General features: G+C 41.9%; 10 protein-coding genes. 5 read left to right on the top strand and 5 right to left on the bottom strand.

What is annotated here, in order from left to right:
* Positions 1-90: 90 nt before the first annotated feature.
* From D0T85_RS02125 to D0T85_RS02115, 3 genes are all read right to left on the bottom strand, one after another.
* On the bottom strand, positions 91-693 hold the full coding sequence (locus D0T85_RS02125) for a DUF3575 domain-containing protein (RefSeq protein ID WP_163209701.1): 603 nt from the start codon (positions 691-693) through the stop codon (positions 91-93).
* A gap of 24 nt (positions 694-717) precedes the next feature.
* A complete protein-coding gene (locus tag D0T85_RS02120; RefSeq protein WP_163209699.1) occupies positions 718-1,053 on the bottom strand; it encodes a hypothetical protein in 336 nt (111 codons plus the stop codon).
* 460 nt (positions 1,054-1,513) lie between these two features.
* Positions 1,514-2,491: a site-specific integrase gene (locus tag D0T85_RS02115; protein WP_163209697.1), complete on the bottom strand. Its 978-nt coding sequence runs from the start codon at positions 2,489-2,491 to the stop codon at positions 1,514-1,516.
* Between the two features lie 1,288 nt (positions 2,492-3,779).
* On the opposite strand from D0T85_RS02115, the gene D0T85_RS02110 reads away from it, so the two are divergent.
* From D0T85_RS02110 to D0T85_RS02100, 3 genes are all read left to right on the top strand, one after another.
* Positions 3,780-4,787, top strand: a complete 1,008-nt coding sequence (locus D0T85_RS02110) for a fimbrial protein (RefSeq protein WP_163209695.1) — start codon at positions 3,780-3,782, stop codon at positions 4,785-4,787.
* Positions 4,788-4,810: 23 nt separating this feature from the next.
* A complete protein-coding gene (locus tag D0T85_RS02105; protein WP_163209693.1) occupies positions 4,811-7,696 on the top strand; it encodes a BACON domain-containing protein in 2,886 nt (961 codons plus the stop codon).
* Positions 7,697-7,858: 162 nt separating this feature from the next.
* A complete protein-coding gene (locus tag D0T85_RS02100) occupies positions 7,859-8,422 on the top strand; it encodes a DUF1566 domain-containing protein (RefSeq protein ID WP_163209691.1) in 564 nt (187 codons plus the stop codon).
* A 31-nt stretch (positions 8,423-8,453) separates the two neighbouring features.
* Here D0T85_RS02100 and D0T85_RS02095 read toward each other — a convergent pair whose 3' ends face one another.
* Both D0T85_RS02095 and D0T85_RS02090 read right to left on the bottom strand, forming a co-directional pair.
* Positions 8,454-10,970: a glycoside hydrolase family 2 TIM barrel-domain containing protein gene (locus D0T85_RS02095; protein ID WP_163209689.1), complete on the bottom strand. Its 2,517-nt coding sequence runs from the start codon at positions 10,968-10,970 to the stop codon at positions 8,454-8,456.
* Between the two features lie 160 nt (positions 10,971-11,130).
* Positions 11,131-11,574 carry a hypothetical protein gene (locus D0T85_RS02090; protein ID WP_163209687.1) on the bottom strand — a complete coding sequence of 148 codons (444 nt, stop codon included), beginning with the start codon at positions 11,572-11,574 and terminating at the stop codon, positions 11,131-11,133.
* Between the two features lie 654 nt (positions 11,575-12,228).
* Between D0T85_RS02090 and D0T85_RS02085 the strand changes: the two genes are divergently transcribed.
* Both D0T85_RS02085 and D0T85_RS02080 read left to right on the top strand, forming a co-directional pair.
* Positions 12,229-15,060, top strand: coding sequence for a sugar-binding domain-containing protein (locus D0T85_RS02085; RefSeq protein ID WP_163209685.1), 2,832 nt, complete (start codon positions 12,229-12,231; stop codon positions 15,058-15,060).
* 181 nt (positions 15,061-15,241) lie between these two features.
* Positions 15,242-18,061: a xanthan lyase gene (locus D0T85_RS02080; protein WP_163209683.1), complete on the top strand. Its 2,820-nt coding sequence runs from the start codon at positions 15,242-15,244 to the stop codon at positions 18,059-18,061.
* The last annotated feature ends 196 nt before the right edge of the window (positions 18,062-18,257 follow it).

Genomic DNA, 18,257 nt, shown 5'->3' with positions numbered 1-18,257 from the left:
AACTTCATTTAATCATATAAACCAAGTATTTAAATAGAGATTAATCTGCGTTAATCCGCGTTAATCTGCGTTTCAAAAAAATCAATAACTTCATTTAATCATATAAACCAAGCTCAATCCAATTTTTGTTGGCCCTACATAATGCCTGTTGCTGCTTTTTACCAGTCTACCACATTTGGGGTATTCATATTTATCGTAATCCAGGTATGCATACCCCAAACCAACGGTAAACTCTAGCGACCATCGGGCGGCCAGTATGCGGTGATAGCCCCACGAAATTCCTCCACCGGCTAAGTAGCCATCGTAACGGTGCTCTTTGGTGGCTTTAAAGAGGTTGATGTTTCCTACATTGTACTCCCCGTAATGCCCATGAAGGCCAATGAAGTGCCCTTGAAAGGGACCATAAAACCAGTGGCGCAGTTCGGGTTGAACAAACAGGTGTTTCCACTGGGTGTTATTGGCAAACACTAAAGGGTTGTAGGTTACAGGCAGGCAGAGAGTATGCCGTTGGCTCAGTCTGAATTCGGATTCGAGGTTGAAACTTGCAGTTATGTTGCACAATAAATTACTCTTTATTGCAAAATAGGGAGAATTATTGTACAACCGATAACTGTTTAAAACCTCCTGAGCACGGCAGTTACTCTGAGCTGCCTGCGTAAAAACAAGGATGAATATGAATAAGATTCGAGTCATGAGATTATTTGCAATTACAATTTACTATTTGTCATTGAGATGAGAAGATTTTACATCGGGCAACCAATGACTGTACAAAGAATTAAACTGGGAAAGCGTACGGGGAAAATTCGATTTCAAACTCCGGGGGATACGCATAGCATCAATTACACGACGCATACAAAGAAGAATGTCCAACAAAGCTTCATCGTCAAGATTATTCTTGATTAAACTACGTAAATAACTACGTATACGAATCAGATCCAAATAAGCAGGACTGCTTAAATTAGATTTACTATGAAAAGGGTTGCCTGCATTCAAACACAACTCATCGGCCTTGTGAAGCAGATAAATTACATAAAGAGTTCTTTTGTTAAGCATCGCGTCTATTAATTCGTTAGTCGTTAGTTGTCCCTCTCTAGGTAGGAGAGAGACAGGTAAGTTGTTAAACAACGAAGTGAAACATAGAAAACGATGCCTTTTTGTTAGCATTTGATACTAAACGGCATTTATTGTTGGCTCAAGAGGAGGGATAAAAAGGAAAAAAACTCATGGGTAAGGGAAACTATGAAAAGAAGGAAAAGAAAAGAAGGCCAAAGAGTTAATAACTATTAAATAACGAGATAAAAGAAAGTTTTATTTGTATCATCTTTTGAAAACAAAACACAATAGGCTTACTATAATAATAAGCTGGGGGTATGATCTTATTACCAAAGTGATATTTGCAAAAAATAAAGAGTTTAAGGAGAATTCTTGGAGGTTTCAATGAAATCGCTTACATTTGCAACGAAATCAATGTCTCTCTCCTACCTAGAGAGGGACAAATAAAATGTAATCAATATTAACCGTTAGGTTCTACGTGTTGCCATTTGGCTTTTCTCTTTTGTTTCCTCTCTTTCCACGTTTGTTTTTGATGGACGCCCAAAACTGTTTGAATTACAATCCGATTGGCTTTTGATAGTACCGAATGGTCAAAAGATTGCAGGTAAACATGGGTTATTTCTTCGCTTTGATGCCCCATAGCCTGACTAATTACGGGGGTAGGTACACCTTCGTTGTGGGCTATTGTGGCCCAACTGTGCCGGGCAACGTAGGTAGTCAGGTTTTCGGTAATGTTTAATTGTTGTGCAATTTTTTTCAGATGCCTGTTTTGTTTCCGAAGAGCATTTTTATACAACTGCCGTTCTTCTTTGGGGCTACCACTACGAATTATAGGTAACAGGTAGGGCGATTCCGGATCGGCATTCTTGTATTTGTTGATGATTTTTCGAGCCTCGGCATCAATTACTACAGGAACTGTGCTACGGGTTTTACGCCGTTGGTAGGTAAGATTTTCTCCATCAACATCGTTTTTACGCAAATGGGCAAGGTCGATATAGGCAATGCCTTGCAGGTAAAAGCTGAGTACAAACATGTCGCGACTGAACGCTAGGGCCGGGTACTTAGACAGGTCGCCCTCGCAGAGTTGGTTGATTACTTCGGGAGATACAGCACGTTTCTGGGTTGGCACCGGTTTGGTGCACAGGTGGTCGAAAAGCCCTGCCCGGGCAGTTACATCACCACTACTAACAGCTTTGTTGTAGAGGGAGTTGATACGCGAAATGTAAAATACAATGGAATTACTGCGAAGCCCTCGTTTCAAAAGGTTGGCGTGGTAGGCATGAAGCCAGCTGGCAGTAAAGCAATCACACAAACGAAGATCGCCTCCATGAAAAGCAATCATACTGCGGTAGGCGCTCAGGTAACCTTCGGCAGTTTGATAACGGCCGCAACAATGGTAATCGGCCACTAAATGGTTAACAAAATGAGATAAGTGCATGTTATTTCTAATTTTATGGTTAATCGGGTACAAGATAGGAAAACGCTGAAAACATGGTGTTTTCATATACAGGAAAAACCAGTAGTTTCATTTAGTTTTCTACCAATGAAACAAGTAGTTTTCTATATAGGAAACAAGTAGTTTTCTATATAGGAAACTACTTGTTTCCTACTGTGAAACTGTTGGTTTCCTACCGCGAAACTGTTGGTTTCCTACTGTGAAACAAAAAGCATCCTACAGAGAAATAAAAAACTTTCTCGGACCCCTCCGCCCTTTGGGCACCTCCCCTTTGCAGGCAGGGCTGTTAAGTTCTATCAATTGCCGTCTGCTTTAGCTGACGGTTGTTAGAAAGATTTCTCTCTTGGCTTTAGCCAAAGTTGATTTAGTTTGGCTAAAGCCCAAATTGTTATACCTTTTAGACCGTCAGCTAAAGCAGACGGCAATTGATAATTATTTAATCAACTTAGAACTTAACAGTCCTGCCCTTTGCAGGGGGACGGCTGCGCGATGTAACCCTGTGGCATGGAATATATGCTGCATAGCGTCCTCCCCTGCAAAGGGGAGGTGCCCAAAGGGCGGAGGGGTCTATATTTCATTTCCAATCTGAGTTTTTGAAATCCGCATGGTGTAGGGGCTCCCCTATGTGGGCACACAAGGGGAGCCCGTAGTGGCTGCGCAACCTTTGCGTCCCCCCTCTCCGCCCTAAAGGGCACCTCTCCCCTCTAGGGAGAGGAATTCCATGCGGCATCGCACTACTTTACCTCACTTTACCTCTACCTCACTTTACCTCCTTTTACCTCCTTTTTTACCTGCGTGTGACACTTCGGTGGTACTTATTTTTCTTAAAAACACGAAGTGTCACATTGTAATTAACTGTATTATAGTTAGTTATAGCAGGTGTGACACTTGTGACACTTTTTTCGTCGAAAATCTCCTGAGGGGGAATAGGTAAATAGGTGCGTTTATACAACCAGATCATCCAACAATAATGTCAACAAGAGCAGTATTGTTGTTGCGAGTGTGCAAATCATGTTGCAAACATAGATGAAGATCCTTGATTTATGATTATTTGTCACAGTTGTTAATTTGATTTCTGACAAATATGTTTTTTTGCTAAAAGAAGGCGGTTGCATTTGTCTTTTTTGAAAGAAAATAACCCTGTAGCTTTGTCCTTTGAAAAATTCATTTTCATTTTTAATTATTAGAAGGCAAAGGAATGGGAAGGAGAGTGGCATTTACCTCAACTTCCTTTACCTTCATACTTTTTGTTAAAAACTTAAATTGAAAGATGAGAAATAGTATGTTTTTATTAGGAGTCTTGTATTTTATTCTAATATTAGGATTTAATTCGTGTACCGACAGAGAGGTTGAGGGTGGAACCCCAGTGGTAATATTAGTATCTGCCGAATCGAGGGCCGACTCTCCTAATAGTAACCAAGGAGATCCGGCCGACCGGACCATAGCTACACTGCGTGTATTGGTTTACGAATCGGTTAGTGGAAAACTAGCATTCAACATACCTGTGCCTGCGATAACCAATCCAACAAAACTAGATGTAAAAACAGGCAAATACGATTTTGTATTTATAGCTAACGAAGGTAGCGATTCTGCATTGGCCACACAACTGGCTGCATTAACACCAGGTGTTCATAAAAAGCGTAGCCTATATGACATGAGTTTTGCAGCCGATGCATTTGTGGCCAATAAAAATATACCAATGGTTACATGTGTAAACAATGTGTTAATACTTGACAACGAGGAGTATCAAACCCCCAATATGCAGGCATCACAAACAGGTGTGTGGCCAATAGCTATGGAACGTTTGGGCATACGGCTTGATTTGTCATTAAAGATAACACAATTACAATACAATAAGTTTGTTACTAACCGAAAATTATACTTTACCAATGTACCCAACTGTGTATACCTGTTTCCATTTGTAGCAAATAACCGAACAACAATACCTGCTGGAATAACAGTGCCATTTGCCAGTGTTGATATAGTAGATATTGCTAATCCTATCAACGATTACACTAAGGAGATACAATGCAAACGTATTATTTTGCCCGAAAATACTTTTCTTGATATAACAAACGAATCCAAAGCGCTAACACTGACAGTGGAATTTGGCACCAACGAAACTGCTTCGGGAATACTGTGTCTTGATCCGGGTAACAATTACACACTTCCTCGTAATACTTATTTCGATGTTAGTGGAATTGTTCAAATGTCAAGTTTCATATTCGATACCGCTATCAAAGATTGGGCAAGTGAAGACTTTTGGCACGAATTATAAACAACAACTAATAATTAAACGATATGAACAAATTTAGGCTATTTTTCTATCTCCTTCTGCCTGCTTTACTTTATTCGTGTGTTGCAGATGAAATGCACAACAAAGTAGATATAGTAACAGACAAAGGGGTAGAGGTGTATGTTTCTTTGCAAATGCCCGCAGCGTCAATATTGACAACTCGTGCTATTTCGGAAATCGACGAGAACTACATTGAAGACATAAACGTATTGGCTTTTAAAGCCGATAACACCAAAGATTCGGGCTGGGCGTTTGCTTACAGTGCTGTTGGAACTTCTATCAGTGATGTTGAAGAAGACAATGCAAAAAAAGCAAAAAAACAGTTTACCGTAAAACTTATGAAGGATAGTGAACAGCAAACCCTTGTAATCCTTGCCAATGTAAACTCACAGTTGGAAGCCTTGGGCGAGATTGCCGAAGGAACAGACAAAGATGAACTATTGGCACAGTTAGTTTATTCGAATAACGGAAAATGGAACGCCAACAACGATGCGGCCGAGGATGATGCCTCGAAAACCTTCACTGCTTTTCCTATGTGGGGAGAGGTGAAAGAAACCATAAACGATCGGATAACAGAAATATCAGGTGTTAGCTTGGTGCGGGGAGTTGCCCGTTTCGATTTGTTATTAAGCCAGGATATTATAGATGCCGATAATTTTACCCTGAACGAAGTATATGTGTACAATAGTAAGAATCAAGGTCGAATAGTGCCCGATACCGACAATTTATTAAACACTGCCAAAGTGAAAGCAGCTACCGTACCGGCAGGCAATATCAACAATGCCAGTCCACTGGTTTATACGGTACCCACAAGCATGAAAACAGCATTTGTGCGCACCATATACCTGTTCGAAGCAACCGGCAAACAGGAAACCGAGGCTTCGGCTGCTACTTGTGTGGTAGTGGGTGGAACCTACGGAACCGATTCGCAACCAACCTATTACCGCCTCGACTTTCTTAAAAAAGAAACAACCGACAGCTACTACCGCGACCTGTTACGTAATCACCTTTACCGCATGAATATACTAAAGGTATTAGGAAGCGGGTATAGTACACCCGAAGAAGCTTTTAACTCCAAATCGTTCAATATAGTTGCCGAGGTGGTGGAGTGGGATAATGGACAAGCCGGTGATGTGATATTTGATGGCCAATACCATCTTTCTATATGTCCTAAAATGGTATTTAACTTCTCAAAAAGCGCCGATATGGAAACGGTTAATGTGAAGACCGATGTTCCAGCAGGTTTTCAAATCACAAAGATCACAGAGGCCAACGGTACAGTGAACAACGGATGGCTATCGACCAACAAAACAATTAATACATTTTATGGTGCAGGGGGAACAGAAACGGCCATAAGTATTGTTGTAAGTGAAAACAAAACAGGCGAGGTACGAACCGGATATATTTATATTAAAGCTGCCCGGTTGGAAGCCAAACTAACCGTTACGCAAAGTAAAAGAGATGTTGTATTTAGTTTTATTGAATACATCAATGATAATGGCACCGGATTGAATATTCCCCACACCGGCTGCAAGATAGGAGCCAAAGTCCATACCAACACGGATTGGGGACTCAGTACTAACATTAAGGGTGTGGAAGCCTCCATGGCCGAACCCGCTTTGGATACTGCTGCCGATTACACGCTGGAAGTAACTATTCCTGCCAACACCACTTGGGAACCCATCGACCGGAAACTATGGGTGCTCTATAAAGGCATTGCATTTCAGGAAACACTGTTTACCCAAGCCGCCGCCCCTGGTATTCGCACAGTAAATGCCAACAACCAGGAGATTACCGAACTCATTTTTGTATCTCCGGTCGGCGTTGCCCCCAACAAACAAACATTGACCGTAAACTGGTCGCCCAAAGATGCAGATCTCGCAGTTACCACTACCAAAGTTGGTAATACTGCATTCCCAACAAATGCAGGCGCCCCAACCAGCGGTACCATAACAGGTGGTAACAAGGGTACAGGTACCATTAGTTACCCCATCCAGCCAGTCGCCTTTACCGCTGCCGAGCAAAATAACAATCCATTCTTGGAAAAAGTATCCAAAGTAGAATTTGCTGTAGATAATGTAAAAACCAGCATCCTTTTGCGGCAGTTATGTTACAATCTGGTAACAGATGTAAAAAATGAATATATGCTTAATGGGCAAGAAGAAACACTAACCGTTCAAGCCAACTTCGCATGGAAAATAGCCTCCGTTATAGACAACGATAACATTTTACAAAACAAAAATAGCCTAATAGGTTTAACAAGCAGAAATGGCAACAAAATAAAATTATCCATGGCCGCAGCAACCAAAGATAAATCGAAGGATGGAAAAAAAGCTACCATAACCTTTACCAACACTGAGGATAAAAACTCTACGTATAGAATTGTAATTACTGCAGTCGAAGTCTTGTATGTCGGTCGCTTTGGAGGTGCTTTGGTAAATAAGGGTGGTGTATGGCAGTTCGAGAAGGAGCTTGTGGTACAGAGTACGCATGAGAGCAGAGGTATAATATGGGGAGGAAATCAAACACTTTCAGGTGTTACCACTGATGTAAATAATGGTAAAGGTAATACGTATAATCTTCATAAAAAGAGTGCAACTGCTTTTCCTGCTGCTAACCTTTGTTTTATGAAAAATGCCAACTATGATAATATAACCAGTGTAAATAATGTTAATTACAAATGGTTCCTTCCTGCACAAAAACAGTTAATGTCTATATGGGTGGTACATAATAGTTTTGGTACGAATGAATTCGGTCATGGCGACGTCTGGACTTCTACAGAGGGGGGGGGGAGGCCCGACATCGCGTGCTACGTGGATTTTAGTGATGGAGGAACGGCCTACAGCACTAAGGATTACCCCCGTTCAGTGAGGTGTGTTAGGGAACTTTAATAGATTATGCCATCTTGTGATCCCGCAGCTAAAGCAACGGGCTACCAAGATTAACAACCGTTCCGGTTGAACCATGCGGCATACTTACAATTTATAACTTGCCACTTGTATTAAATAAACGATAATTGAAAATAATGAATAATAATTGTAAAACAGAATAAAATGAAAAAGATTTTAATAACAGCAATACTCGCCAGCTTACTACTGCCGGCTCAACTTATGGCTCAAAAAGTATATAAAGATGCTTCCAATCGAGTGATTCTTGATTCATCATCATCTGCCGGCATGCCGGAAGATGCGACTACCGGTGTAGCCAAATACAACGATTCATTCGCACCCAGTTCTACTATGGGTGAAAACAACCATGTTACTGGTAGTATAAACGCCACTGTTTTTTGGAAATTAGAGGTAGCCCCCAATGATATAAACACTTATGGAATAATTGGCACAACCGGAACTCAGGAAATGGAGTGGGGAGCAGCTTTTAATGCTTGCAAAAGAGCTGGATGGCGGTTACCTACCCAGCGCGAACTAATATTGATGTACATTTTTAAGCCTGCATTAGAGTCATTAATCGGTGTAGCATTCAAGGACAATTATTGGAGCGCAACAGAGGATTCTGACTGGGGAGCGTGGTATGTGAATTTAGGTGGCTCGGGCTATACTAGCGACACTAATAAGATAAGACTTTACTATGGTCGTTGTGTAAGGGAAGTACGGTGGTAATTGCCGCATGTGGTTGTATACAGGCGTATAATTAATACGCCTGCACCGTTAGCTCTGTAAACGTATTATTACCGCTTAACTCTGCTGTTGCCTTTAACTTTATCGAAGCTTTCTCTCCATTATTTTGTAAAACCACTAAACATTTGCCATAAAAAGCTTCGCGTTGTGGAGCCTTAAAACTTTCCAGCGAAGTTTGACTACCATTATCAACACCAGCAATAAATGCAGGTCCGTTAACCTCAAACTTAACAAGATCGTTGGCATTGGGACAAAGGTTACCATTAGCATCTAATATTTCAACTGTAACAAAGCTAAGGTCTTTACCATCCGATTGAATCTTTGTACGATCGGCTGTCAGACGGAGTTTTGCAGGGGCTCCGGCTGTATGAATCTCCTTAAGTCCTACCTGAATACCATTTTTACGCGCTACTACTTTCACTGTTCCCGGGGCATAAGTAACACGCCAACTTACATGGAACTCGTCCTTCGCTTTGCTTTTTATTCCTTGCGACTCATCGTTGACAAACAGTTCAACCTCATCGGCATTATTGTAATATGCCCACATATCAATGGTTTGACCTTCTTCCCAGTTCCAGTGTGGAAACAAGTGGAGAACATCTTTATCGCTCCATTCGCTTTGGTACATATAATATACATCTTTGGGGAAACCAGCAAGGTCGATAATACCAAAGTAAGAACTACGCGCCGGATACCAATAAGGAGTAGGTTCTCCAATATAGTCGAAACCTGTCCACACATACATTCCACTAATAAAGTCGTTGTTTTTAACTTCGCGCCATGTGTGTTCGTGAGTACTTCCCCATGGCACATGACAGTTATCGTAAGACGAACAGGAATAACTAGGATCGTGAAACGGAATGGTCCAATGTACCGGCCAGATGTACATAGAGTCGCTAGGCATACGATAGTAGCCGCGTGTCATTAATCCGGAAGTAGATTCGGTTACTATAAATGGCTTTCCAACAAAGTTTTCCGGAACTTCTTTAAAGTTTTCATCGTGATAATTAAAACCGATGATGTCTAAGGCATTGGAACGGAAAAGATGATTGAACGGACTTGGTTCATTATTGCCCGTTGTGATAGGCCTTGTTGGATCGAGTGCCTTAACCATATCAGCCAATTTCTTTGTTAATAGGGAGTTAACACTCATCTCGTCGCCTTCTTTAGCCAAAGTGTTGGGATCACGTTTCAGGTTTAACAACAGATTGGCACTTTGAATATCTAATGTATCAGCGTCGGCATGTGTCCACTGTTCCAACACCTCATTACCTATGCTCCACATAAAGATAGAAGGATGATTGCGATCGCGTAAAATGTGATCTGTCAGGTCGCGTTCGTGCCATTCATTGAAATAGCGTGAATAGTCGTGGGCTGTTTTTTTCTTTCGCCACATGTCGAAAGTTTCGTCCTGTACAATAAATCCCATCCGGTCGCATAGTTCAAGTAGTTCGGGTGCGGGTGGATTGTGGGCAGTGCGTATTCCATTACAACCCATTTCTTTCAGTATTTCCAGTTGGCGTTCTATGGCGCGTACATTTACGGCTGCACCCAGGCATCCTAAATCGTGATGCTGGCATACCCCCTGGATTTTTGTGGCTTTGCCATTCAGGAAGAATCCTTTTTCTGTATCAAAAGAGAAAGTGCGTACCCCCAAAGGCGTTTCGTAACTATCCATCAGTTCGCCTTTTACCCGAAGTTCGGTACGAACAGTGTACATATATGGTCTTTCAAGCGTCCACAAAACAGGACTTGGCAAAGTGACTTCCTGTTGCACTTCCAAACATTTATTTTGTGGGATAGATGCACTATTAGTTACCACACGAGCCTCTTCGGTTCCTTTTTCATTAAGAATAATGGACGAGATTTCTACTTGCGTATCAGTTGATTCGTTTTTAATTGTAGTTGCAATTGCTACAGTAGCTTCTTTATCACTTATTTGAGGAGTGGTAACATACGTCCCCCATAAATCAACATACACGGGGTTGGTAACAGTGAGCCATACATTTCTATAAATTCCGCATCCGCTATACCAACGCGAGTTTGGTTGTTCACTGTTGTCTACACGTACAGCAATCACATTTTTCTCTCCCCATTTAATGTATGGAGTAAGATCATGACGGAATGAAATATATCCGTACGGGCGTGTGCCTAAAGAGGTTCCGTTTATAAAAACTTCACCATTCATATAAATTCCGTCGAAGTCGATAAATATTTTCTTCCCCTGAGCCGAAGCATCAGCAGTAAAGGTTTTGCGGTACCAGCCAATACCACCGGGTAATGCACCGCCCCCTGCACCCGAAGGATTGGTTTCGCTGAATGCTCCTTCGATTGCCCAATCGTGTGGGAGGTTGAGTTTTCGCCATTGAACATCATCGAAAGATGGTTCTGCAGCTTGGGGAATATCACCTAAATTGAATGTCCAGCCAGTATTAAAACTGGAGCGATTGCGCACTGAGGTAATAGGCTGACAGGAAGCGATAAACAATAATAATATTATTGCCAGATATATGAGACTGTATTTTTTCATGGGAGTAAAATGATTGGGACTGTTCTTAAAAGATCCTCCTCCGCCCTTCGGGCACCTCCTCCAAAGGAGGATAGGCTGCGCTATAGCATTTCCGCATGGTATCCTCCTTTGGAGGAGGTGCCCAAAGGGCGGAGGAGGACCTTTAAGAACAGTCTAAGATTTATATTTTTATAGTTTGCACACCACCATCATACTTAACCACTTGTCCTTTTGTTTTTACATTATAACCTTGTGGCTTGTTTTTATCAACAACAACTACATTAAATGTACGCTCTTTAAGCATAGATACTTTGGTGTTGTACTGAAACAGTTCTACTTCGCCGGTGGTAAGAGAAACAGTGGCAGTTACTAGGGTAGCAACTGCCACAGTGTTTTTGGTTTTAGTTACAGTAAATTCCGTATAAGGCTTTCGTTTGTAGAGAAACGGCTTCCGGGGTTGCACTAGCATGAATAATTTATCGTTAACTACTTGCAGCCGCACTAACTGCACATCGTTACTATTATTCTGCTTTACTTTTACTATAACACCATTCTGGGTCTTCTCATATCCCAATGAGCTGGAAACGAGAAGTAAAACCGACACAAAGAAAAGGATAGTGTTCATCTCTTGTTTTTTATTATTTAGTAATATAATGTGATAATTGTAAGCAATCATAAGCCCTACGGGCTTTACTATGCATAACCCCGGGTGAACGAAGTGTAACCCGGGGTAGGTAAACCTCCACTCACAACAACCCTGAAAGGGTTGAACCCCTTCGGGGCTCAGGAAATGGAGAGGAGTTATACCCCGGGTTACGCTTTGCTCACCCGGAGTTATGCAAATATTCCCCTTTCAGGGTAATTGCTTACAACTTCATAATAACTCAAAGAACAATTGCGCACATTAGCACATTGATTAATGATTAACGCGCAGCCAATTAGCATATTGTCACATTAGCATATCGGCATTGGCATTATTAAAGCGCAGCCAATTAGCATATTGTCGTATTGGCACATTAGCACATTATTAAAGCGCAGCCAATTAGCACATCGGCACATTATCATATTGGCACATTATCCTGTTGTAAAAATACGCCCTTTACCAGAATTTACGGTTATCGTTTTGTTATATTAAAAGGTATGATTTGTATTTAGGATGGATATAAAATGTTTCATAAAGGGGTTTATGGGGGATATGAGGTAAATGTTTAAGAAAATCCGATTGTCTTTCAAGACAACAATCCGTATATTAGCAGTGAAGAAAACTAATAACAATATTATGATAGAAAAAATGAAACTGTATGCAGCAAGCTTACTGTTTGTCTGCATTGCTCATGTGGCCAACGCACAAACCTCGAAAGTAATTGATTTGAGCGGATATTGGGAATTACGTGTAGGCGATGAAAAGTTATTTAACAATTGTATAGTACTGCCAGCCACACTCGATGAAGCCCACATCGGAACAAAACAGGAGTCGGGAAGCACCATGCGTTTGTTGCGCAATTATACATTCGAAGGCAAAGCATACTATCGTAAAAGCATTACCATCCCTGCACATTGGAGCGGACAATGCATTGAGCTCTTGCTGGAACGCAGCAAAGTAACCACTGTATGGGTTAACGATACAAAGATAGGTACCTCTCGCAACATTGCATCACCCCAGCAGTACGACTTAACGCCTTACCTAACGCCCGGCGAGCACCAGATTACTGTTTTGGTAGACAATGGTGCCGACTGCGGACTGCCCGAAGTGGTACGCTCGTCGCACCAGTGGAGCGACGAAACGCAAACCAACTGGAACGGCATTGTAGGCGAAATATCGCTCACCGCCCGTCCTGTGGTGCACATTGCCGCTGTGCGTGCTTATCCTGATGTTGCGAAACGTGCGTTCGATCTCAAAGTAACCATTCGTAATACTACCGAAACTGCTGTAACACTACCTCTTTTGGTGGATGCATACCTTTTTAATTCAGAGAAGAACCATGTACCGCCTGCCAAGCAGGAGCCTCTTACCATACAACCTGGTACCAATGAATATACCATCCACTATTCGTTGAATAGCGATGCGTTTATTTGGAGTGAATTTACACCTAATCTCTATCGGTTAAACTTATCGTTAGGCAACAATCACCATACCCTTACTGCCGGACTGCGTGATTTCCGCACTAAAGGGCAGGCATTTACCATCAACGGACTGCGTACTTTTTTGCGCGGTAATCACGATGGATGTATCTTTCCGTTAACAGGCTATGCACCAATGGATGTGGCTAGTTGGATGAAATATTTCGATATCCTGAAAGCATGGGGGTTCAATCATGTACGTTTCCATTCGTGGTGTCCGCCCAAAGCAGCGTTCGAGGCTGCCGACCTGAAAGGCTTTTATCTGCAACCCGAACTACCCATCTGGGGTGGAGTGGAAGCAAATGCCGATGCTCCTGTTAACGCATTCCTGATAGAGCAGGGCAAAGCACTGATGGATCACTTCGGAAACCATGCGTCGTTTGTGCTTTTTGCTACCGGTAACGAGCTGTGGGGCAGTGTTGAAGGCATGAAAGGTATCACCCAAACATTGCGAGACTATGATAATCGTCACCTTTATGCATTAGGCTCCAACTTCAACTTGGGCTGGTTGGGCGAGCAGGGTATGGAAGACTTTATTGTTTCGTGTCGTGTAGGTCCTTATAAAGACGAAACCTATGGTTCGCACGTGCGTAGTTCGTTTTCGTTTGCCGATGCTATCGACGGAGGATTATTGAATGCTACTTATCCCAACACCACAATGAATTTCGATACGGGTGTGGCACAAACCGTAAAACCGGTCATTGCACACGAAACAGGACAGTTTCAGGTATATCCCAATGCGCGTGAGCTGAAGAAATATACTGGTGTGTTACGCCCCTATAATCTTGAACAGTTTCTTGAGCGTGCTACCATAAAACATGGTTATGATAAGGTGGAACGTTTCTTTCAGGCCAGTGGTGCATTGAGTTTGTTATGCGACAAAGCCGATATGGAAATGATGCTACGTACAGAAAATATGGCAGGCTATCAGATGCTTAGTCTTCAGGACTTTCCCGGACAAGGAACTGCACTGGTAGGGATGCTCGATGCTTTCATGGACAATAAAGGAATCACTACGCCCGAAACATTCAGGCAGTTCAACGACGAGGTAGTACCGCTCTGGGAAGCCGATACTTACACCTATTATACAAATGAACCTTTACGCGGAACGGTGAAGCTCTTCAACTATGCAGCGCGACCATTGGGTAATGCGGCTGTTGATTTTACACTTACCGACCTCAATGGTAATGTTCTGAAACAGGGAACCGTAACATCACAACGCGAAACACCGCGCGGACTTGCCGAGATGGGTACTGTAGAGGTAGACCTCTCGGATATTACATCGCCTCAAGCATTGCGCTTCACACTTTCTGTACGCGACACTCGCTATCGCAACAGTTACAATGTGTGGGTATATCCGGCTAAGCAACCCAAAACACCGAAAGTAAAAATCTACACCGAGGTAAACGAGGAGTTGTTGCGCGCCTTGGCTCGCGGACAAAAGGCATTGTTAATACCTACCGCCGACACCTATCCCGGGCAAACAGTAGGCGGGTTGTTTACCAACGACTACTGGAACTTCTCAATGTTTAAATCTATTTCCGAAAACAACAAGAAACCCGTATCACCTGGTACGTTGGGCTATCTGATAAATGATGAACATCCGCTGTTCGACCTGTTTCCCACTGCATCGCACAGCGACTGGCAATGGTGGGCACCAGCCAAAAATGCACGTCCGCTAATTATGGATGCACTTACCACCGAAGTAGAGATGATAGTAGAAGCCATCGACAATACCGAACGCAACCACCATTTAGGTGTGATGTTCGAATGCAAGGTAGGAAAGGGGAAATTGTTGGTTTGTATGGCCGACCTTGTTAAAGGAAGCGAATATAAAGAGTGTAAGCAGTTGTTGCATGCACTGTCGGTATATGTCAACTCCAACGCTTTCAATCCGTTGCACACTATTTCGCCCAATGAGTTATCTGCATTGTTCAACCGAACCATCAGCGGTCCGGCGATAGAGGGAGTAAAGAATGTATCCTATTGACATAATTCCAGAATGGAAGGAGTTAAAGGGAGTTATCAGGAGCTTTGCTCCTTAGGAGTTATAGTTCTAAAATACTTCAAAACTTTAACTCCTTTAACTCCTAGCAAAGCGATAACTCCTTCCATCCTATAGTATGAATAATATTTTTATTAAGTTTGCAGCTTAAACCAAACCAAACCAAATGAAGAAGTATTGCATTTCTTTCCTGTTTTTGTTAGGCAGCCTATTTGTTCACGGCCAGGTATTAGAGCAAACAGTAGAAGTACGTTTGCAGGAGTTTTTCGAAACATATACTCCTTTTCAGGCCAATATAGGCAAATGCAAACTTAATAAAGTAGAAGTTCAACACAATAAGCGGAGGCTTATTATCCATGCAAATGATAATTTCGGCTATCAACCCTTTCTGCCCGAAACCATAGAAAACATTTATCAACGTATTGCACAGGTACTCCCCGGGCCGGTTAACTACTATGATATTACCATCTATGTAAACGGAGTATCTATTGAAGAACTGATTCCAAATCTTTACCGTAAAAAGAAGAAAAATAAAACAAGATTATCGAATGTAATTTATAAAGATAATCCGTGGGTCGAAAATGCTTCCCGACCTTATAAAATACCAGCAGGTTTACACAACAACCATCTTTCTCTATGGCAAAGCCATGGGTATTATTTTGATAAAAAAGAAAATAAATGGAAGTGGCAGCGACCACCACTGTTTTGTACCCGCGAGGATATTTTTACCCAATCGTTTGTTGTTCCCTACCTCATTCCTATGCTTGAAAATGCCGGTGCAGTTGTGTTTACTCCCCGTGAACGGGATATTCAGCGCAACGAGGTTATTGTAAATAGGGATAGAAATTCCAACGGATCGGTATATCTTGATAAAAATAGCAAGAAAGGAAAGTGGACAACAAGTCACAACAATGTACGGCATGTTCAAACAGAAAAAAAGAGCCACAAGGCCTTTGCCGAATGGGTACCCAATATTCCCGAAACAGGCGAATATGCAGTATATGTTTCTTATCAAACCCTGCCCAATAGTGTAAGCGATGCCAATTATATTGTATATCATCAGGGCGGCTCAACCGAATTTCTGGTAAACCAACAGATAGGGGGAGGAACATGGGTTTACCTTGGTACTTTCCTTTTCGAAAAAGGAAGATCATCCGATCATGGTATGGTAATTCTGAGTAACAAAAGCAAAGAAAAAGGTATAATAAGTGCCAATGCTGTGCGTTTTGGTGGTGGTATAGGCAAAAGCGGTTTACCCCGTTATCTGGAGGCTGCCCGTTATTCGGCTCAATGGGCCGGTATGCCAACATCGGTTTATGCTTGCCGGGATGACGATTACTCCGATGACATTGTTGTGCGGGGAACAATGACAAACTATTTATCCGGAGGTTCCGTTTACAATCCTTCCGAAAGCGGATTGGGTGTTCCATTTGTAATGAGTATGGGAATTCATAGTGATGCCGGTTATTCCAAAACAGATAATATAATAGGTACACTTGGTATATATACTACAGGTTTTAATAATGGAAAATTAAATAGCGGTATATCCCGATATGCTTCGCGCGATTTGGCCGACATTGTAATGACGGATATTCAAAGAGATATTCGCACACTGTTTACTCCAAACTGGCAACGACGCAGTATGTGGGATAAGAATTATGGCGAAACCCGCATACCAGGAGTACCTTCGATGATACTCGAAATGCTATCGCACCAGAACTTTGCTGATATGCGGTTAGGACACGATCCGAACTTTAAGTTTGCAATGAGTCGTTCGGTATATAAATCCATTCTTCGTTTTGTATCTTCACAGCACGATAACAACTATGTAGTACAACCTCTGCCTGTAACCCATTTTGCTATACAGCCCGGAAAGAAAAATACTGTTGAATTAACCTGGCGTGAACAAGAAGACCCTTTAGAACCAACAGCCAAAGCCCAAAGATATATGGTCTATACCCGCTTGGAAGATGGAGGCTTTGATAATGGCGTTTTGGTAAAAGGAACTTCGCACACAGTAAAAATAGAGCCCGGACTAATTTATAGTTTTAAAGTATCAGCTATAAATAAAGGAGGCGAAAGTTTTCCATCCGAGATTCTATCTGCCTATATATCGCCCATAAATAAAAGTTCTGTTTTAATAGTCAATGGTTTCGATCGCCTCAGTGGTCCTGCTGTTATCAATACCCCTGAGTTAGCCGGATTCAATTTGGAAAGCGATCCCGGTGTACCTTATCAATATACAACCTCCTTATCGGGTATTCAAACTGGCTTTGAACGTAAATATGGTGGAATTGAAACCGAAAAAGGTTGGGGATACAGCAAAGATGAACTGATAGGTGTGAAAATAGCCGGCAATACATTCGATTACCCTTTTGTTCATGGTAAAGCTATTCGCAGAGCCGGTGGTTATTCTTTCGTATCCTGTAGTGATGAGGCAGTTGAAAGTGGAATAGTTCGCCTTACAGATTATCCTGTTGTAGATTATATATTAGGGCTTGAAAAAGCTTCGCCGGATAATAACTATTATAGTAAATCATATAAAACATTTACTCCTGTTATGCAGCAACTTATCAGGCAATACTGCACAAGTGGCGGTAATATACTTGTAAGTGGTTCTTATATAGGTAGTGATATGCTATCTCCTACCGAACTGCAGTTTACGCGTGAAGTTCTTAAATATGAACCGGCTGGTACATTGCAAAACCCGTTTTCAGGAGAGATATTCGGAGCAAATAAATACTTTACCATACCCCGGAAAGTAAACGAAACAACTTATGCAGTACCTCAGCCGGATTGCATTGCTCCGGTTGGAGGTGCGTATGCAGCATTTGCCTATACCAGTGGCATGGAATCTGCCGGGATTATTTATAAAGGAAAAAACTACAAGACTTTCGTTTTAGGATTTCCTTTTGAAAGTATCTTATCCGAAGAAGACAGAACACACTTAATGAAAGGTATTCTGTATCTTTTTAATGTAAAATGAAGTAAAGTATCTACCTCACTTTTAGTTCATTTCAGATAGGTGTTGAAACGCTAAGTTACGCTAAGTTACGCGGAGTTTTTATTTCGATGCCGCATGGGATTCCCCTCCTTAGCCAAGGAGGGGAATCCATGCGGCATAATATCAAACTCAGCGTAACTTAGCGTAACTCAGCGTTTCAAAAAAGCCTCGAATTGAA

Origin of the sequence: Bacteroides sp. 519 (genome assembly GCF_010500955.1) — a bacterium.
Classification (GTDB): domain Bacteria; phylum Bacteroidota; class Bacteroidia; order Bacteroidales; family Bacteroidaceae; genus Bacteroides.
This window is presented reverse-complemented; position numbering and strand designations above follow the sequence as displayed.

Excerpts from the sequence above, each read along its gene's own strand:
- D0T85_RS02125 (WP_163209701.1), bottom strand. The coding sequence starts at position 693 with ATGACTCGAATCTTATTCATATTCATCCTTGTTTTTACGCAGGCAGCT.
- D0T85_RS02120 (WP_163209699.1), bottom strand. The coding sequence starts at position 1,053 with ATGCTTAACAAAAGAACTCTTTATGTAATTTATCTGCTTCACAAGGCC.
- D0T85_RS02115 (WP_163209697.1), bottom strand. The coding sequence starts at position 2,491 with ATGCACTTATCTCATTTTGTTAACCATTTAGTGGCCGATTACCATTGT.
- D0T85_RS02110 (WP_163209695.1), top strand. The coding sequence starts at position 3,780 with ATGAGAAATAGTATGTTTTTATTAGGAGTCTTGTATTTTATTCTAATA.
- D0T85_RS02105 (WP_163209693.1), top strand. The coding sequence starts at position 4,811 with ATGAACAAATTTAGGCTATTTTTCTATCTCCTTCTGCCTGCTTTACTT.
- D0T85_RS02100 (WP_163209691.1), top strand. The coding sequence starts at position 7,859 with ATGAAAAAGATTTTAATAACAGCAATACTCGCCAGCTTACTACTGCCG.
- D0T85_RS02095 (WP_163209689.1), bottom strand. The coding sequence starts at position 10,970 with ATGAAAAAATACAGTCTCATATATCTGGCAATAATATTATTATTGTTT.
- D0T85_RS02090 (WP_163209687.1), bottom strand. The coding sequence starts at position 11,574 with ATGAACACTATCCTTTTCTTTGTGTCGGTTTTACTTCTCGTTTCCAGC.
- D0T85_RS02085 (WP_163209685.1), top strand. The coding sequence starts at position 12,229 with ATGATAGAAAAAATGAAACTGTATGCAGCAAGCTTACTGTTTGTCTGC.
- D0T85_RS02080 (WP_163209683.1), top strand. The coding sequence starts at position 15,242 with ATGAAGAAGTATTGCATTTCTTTCCTGTTTTTGTTAGGCAGCCTATTT.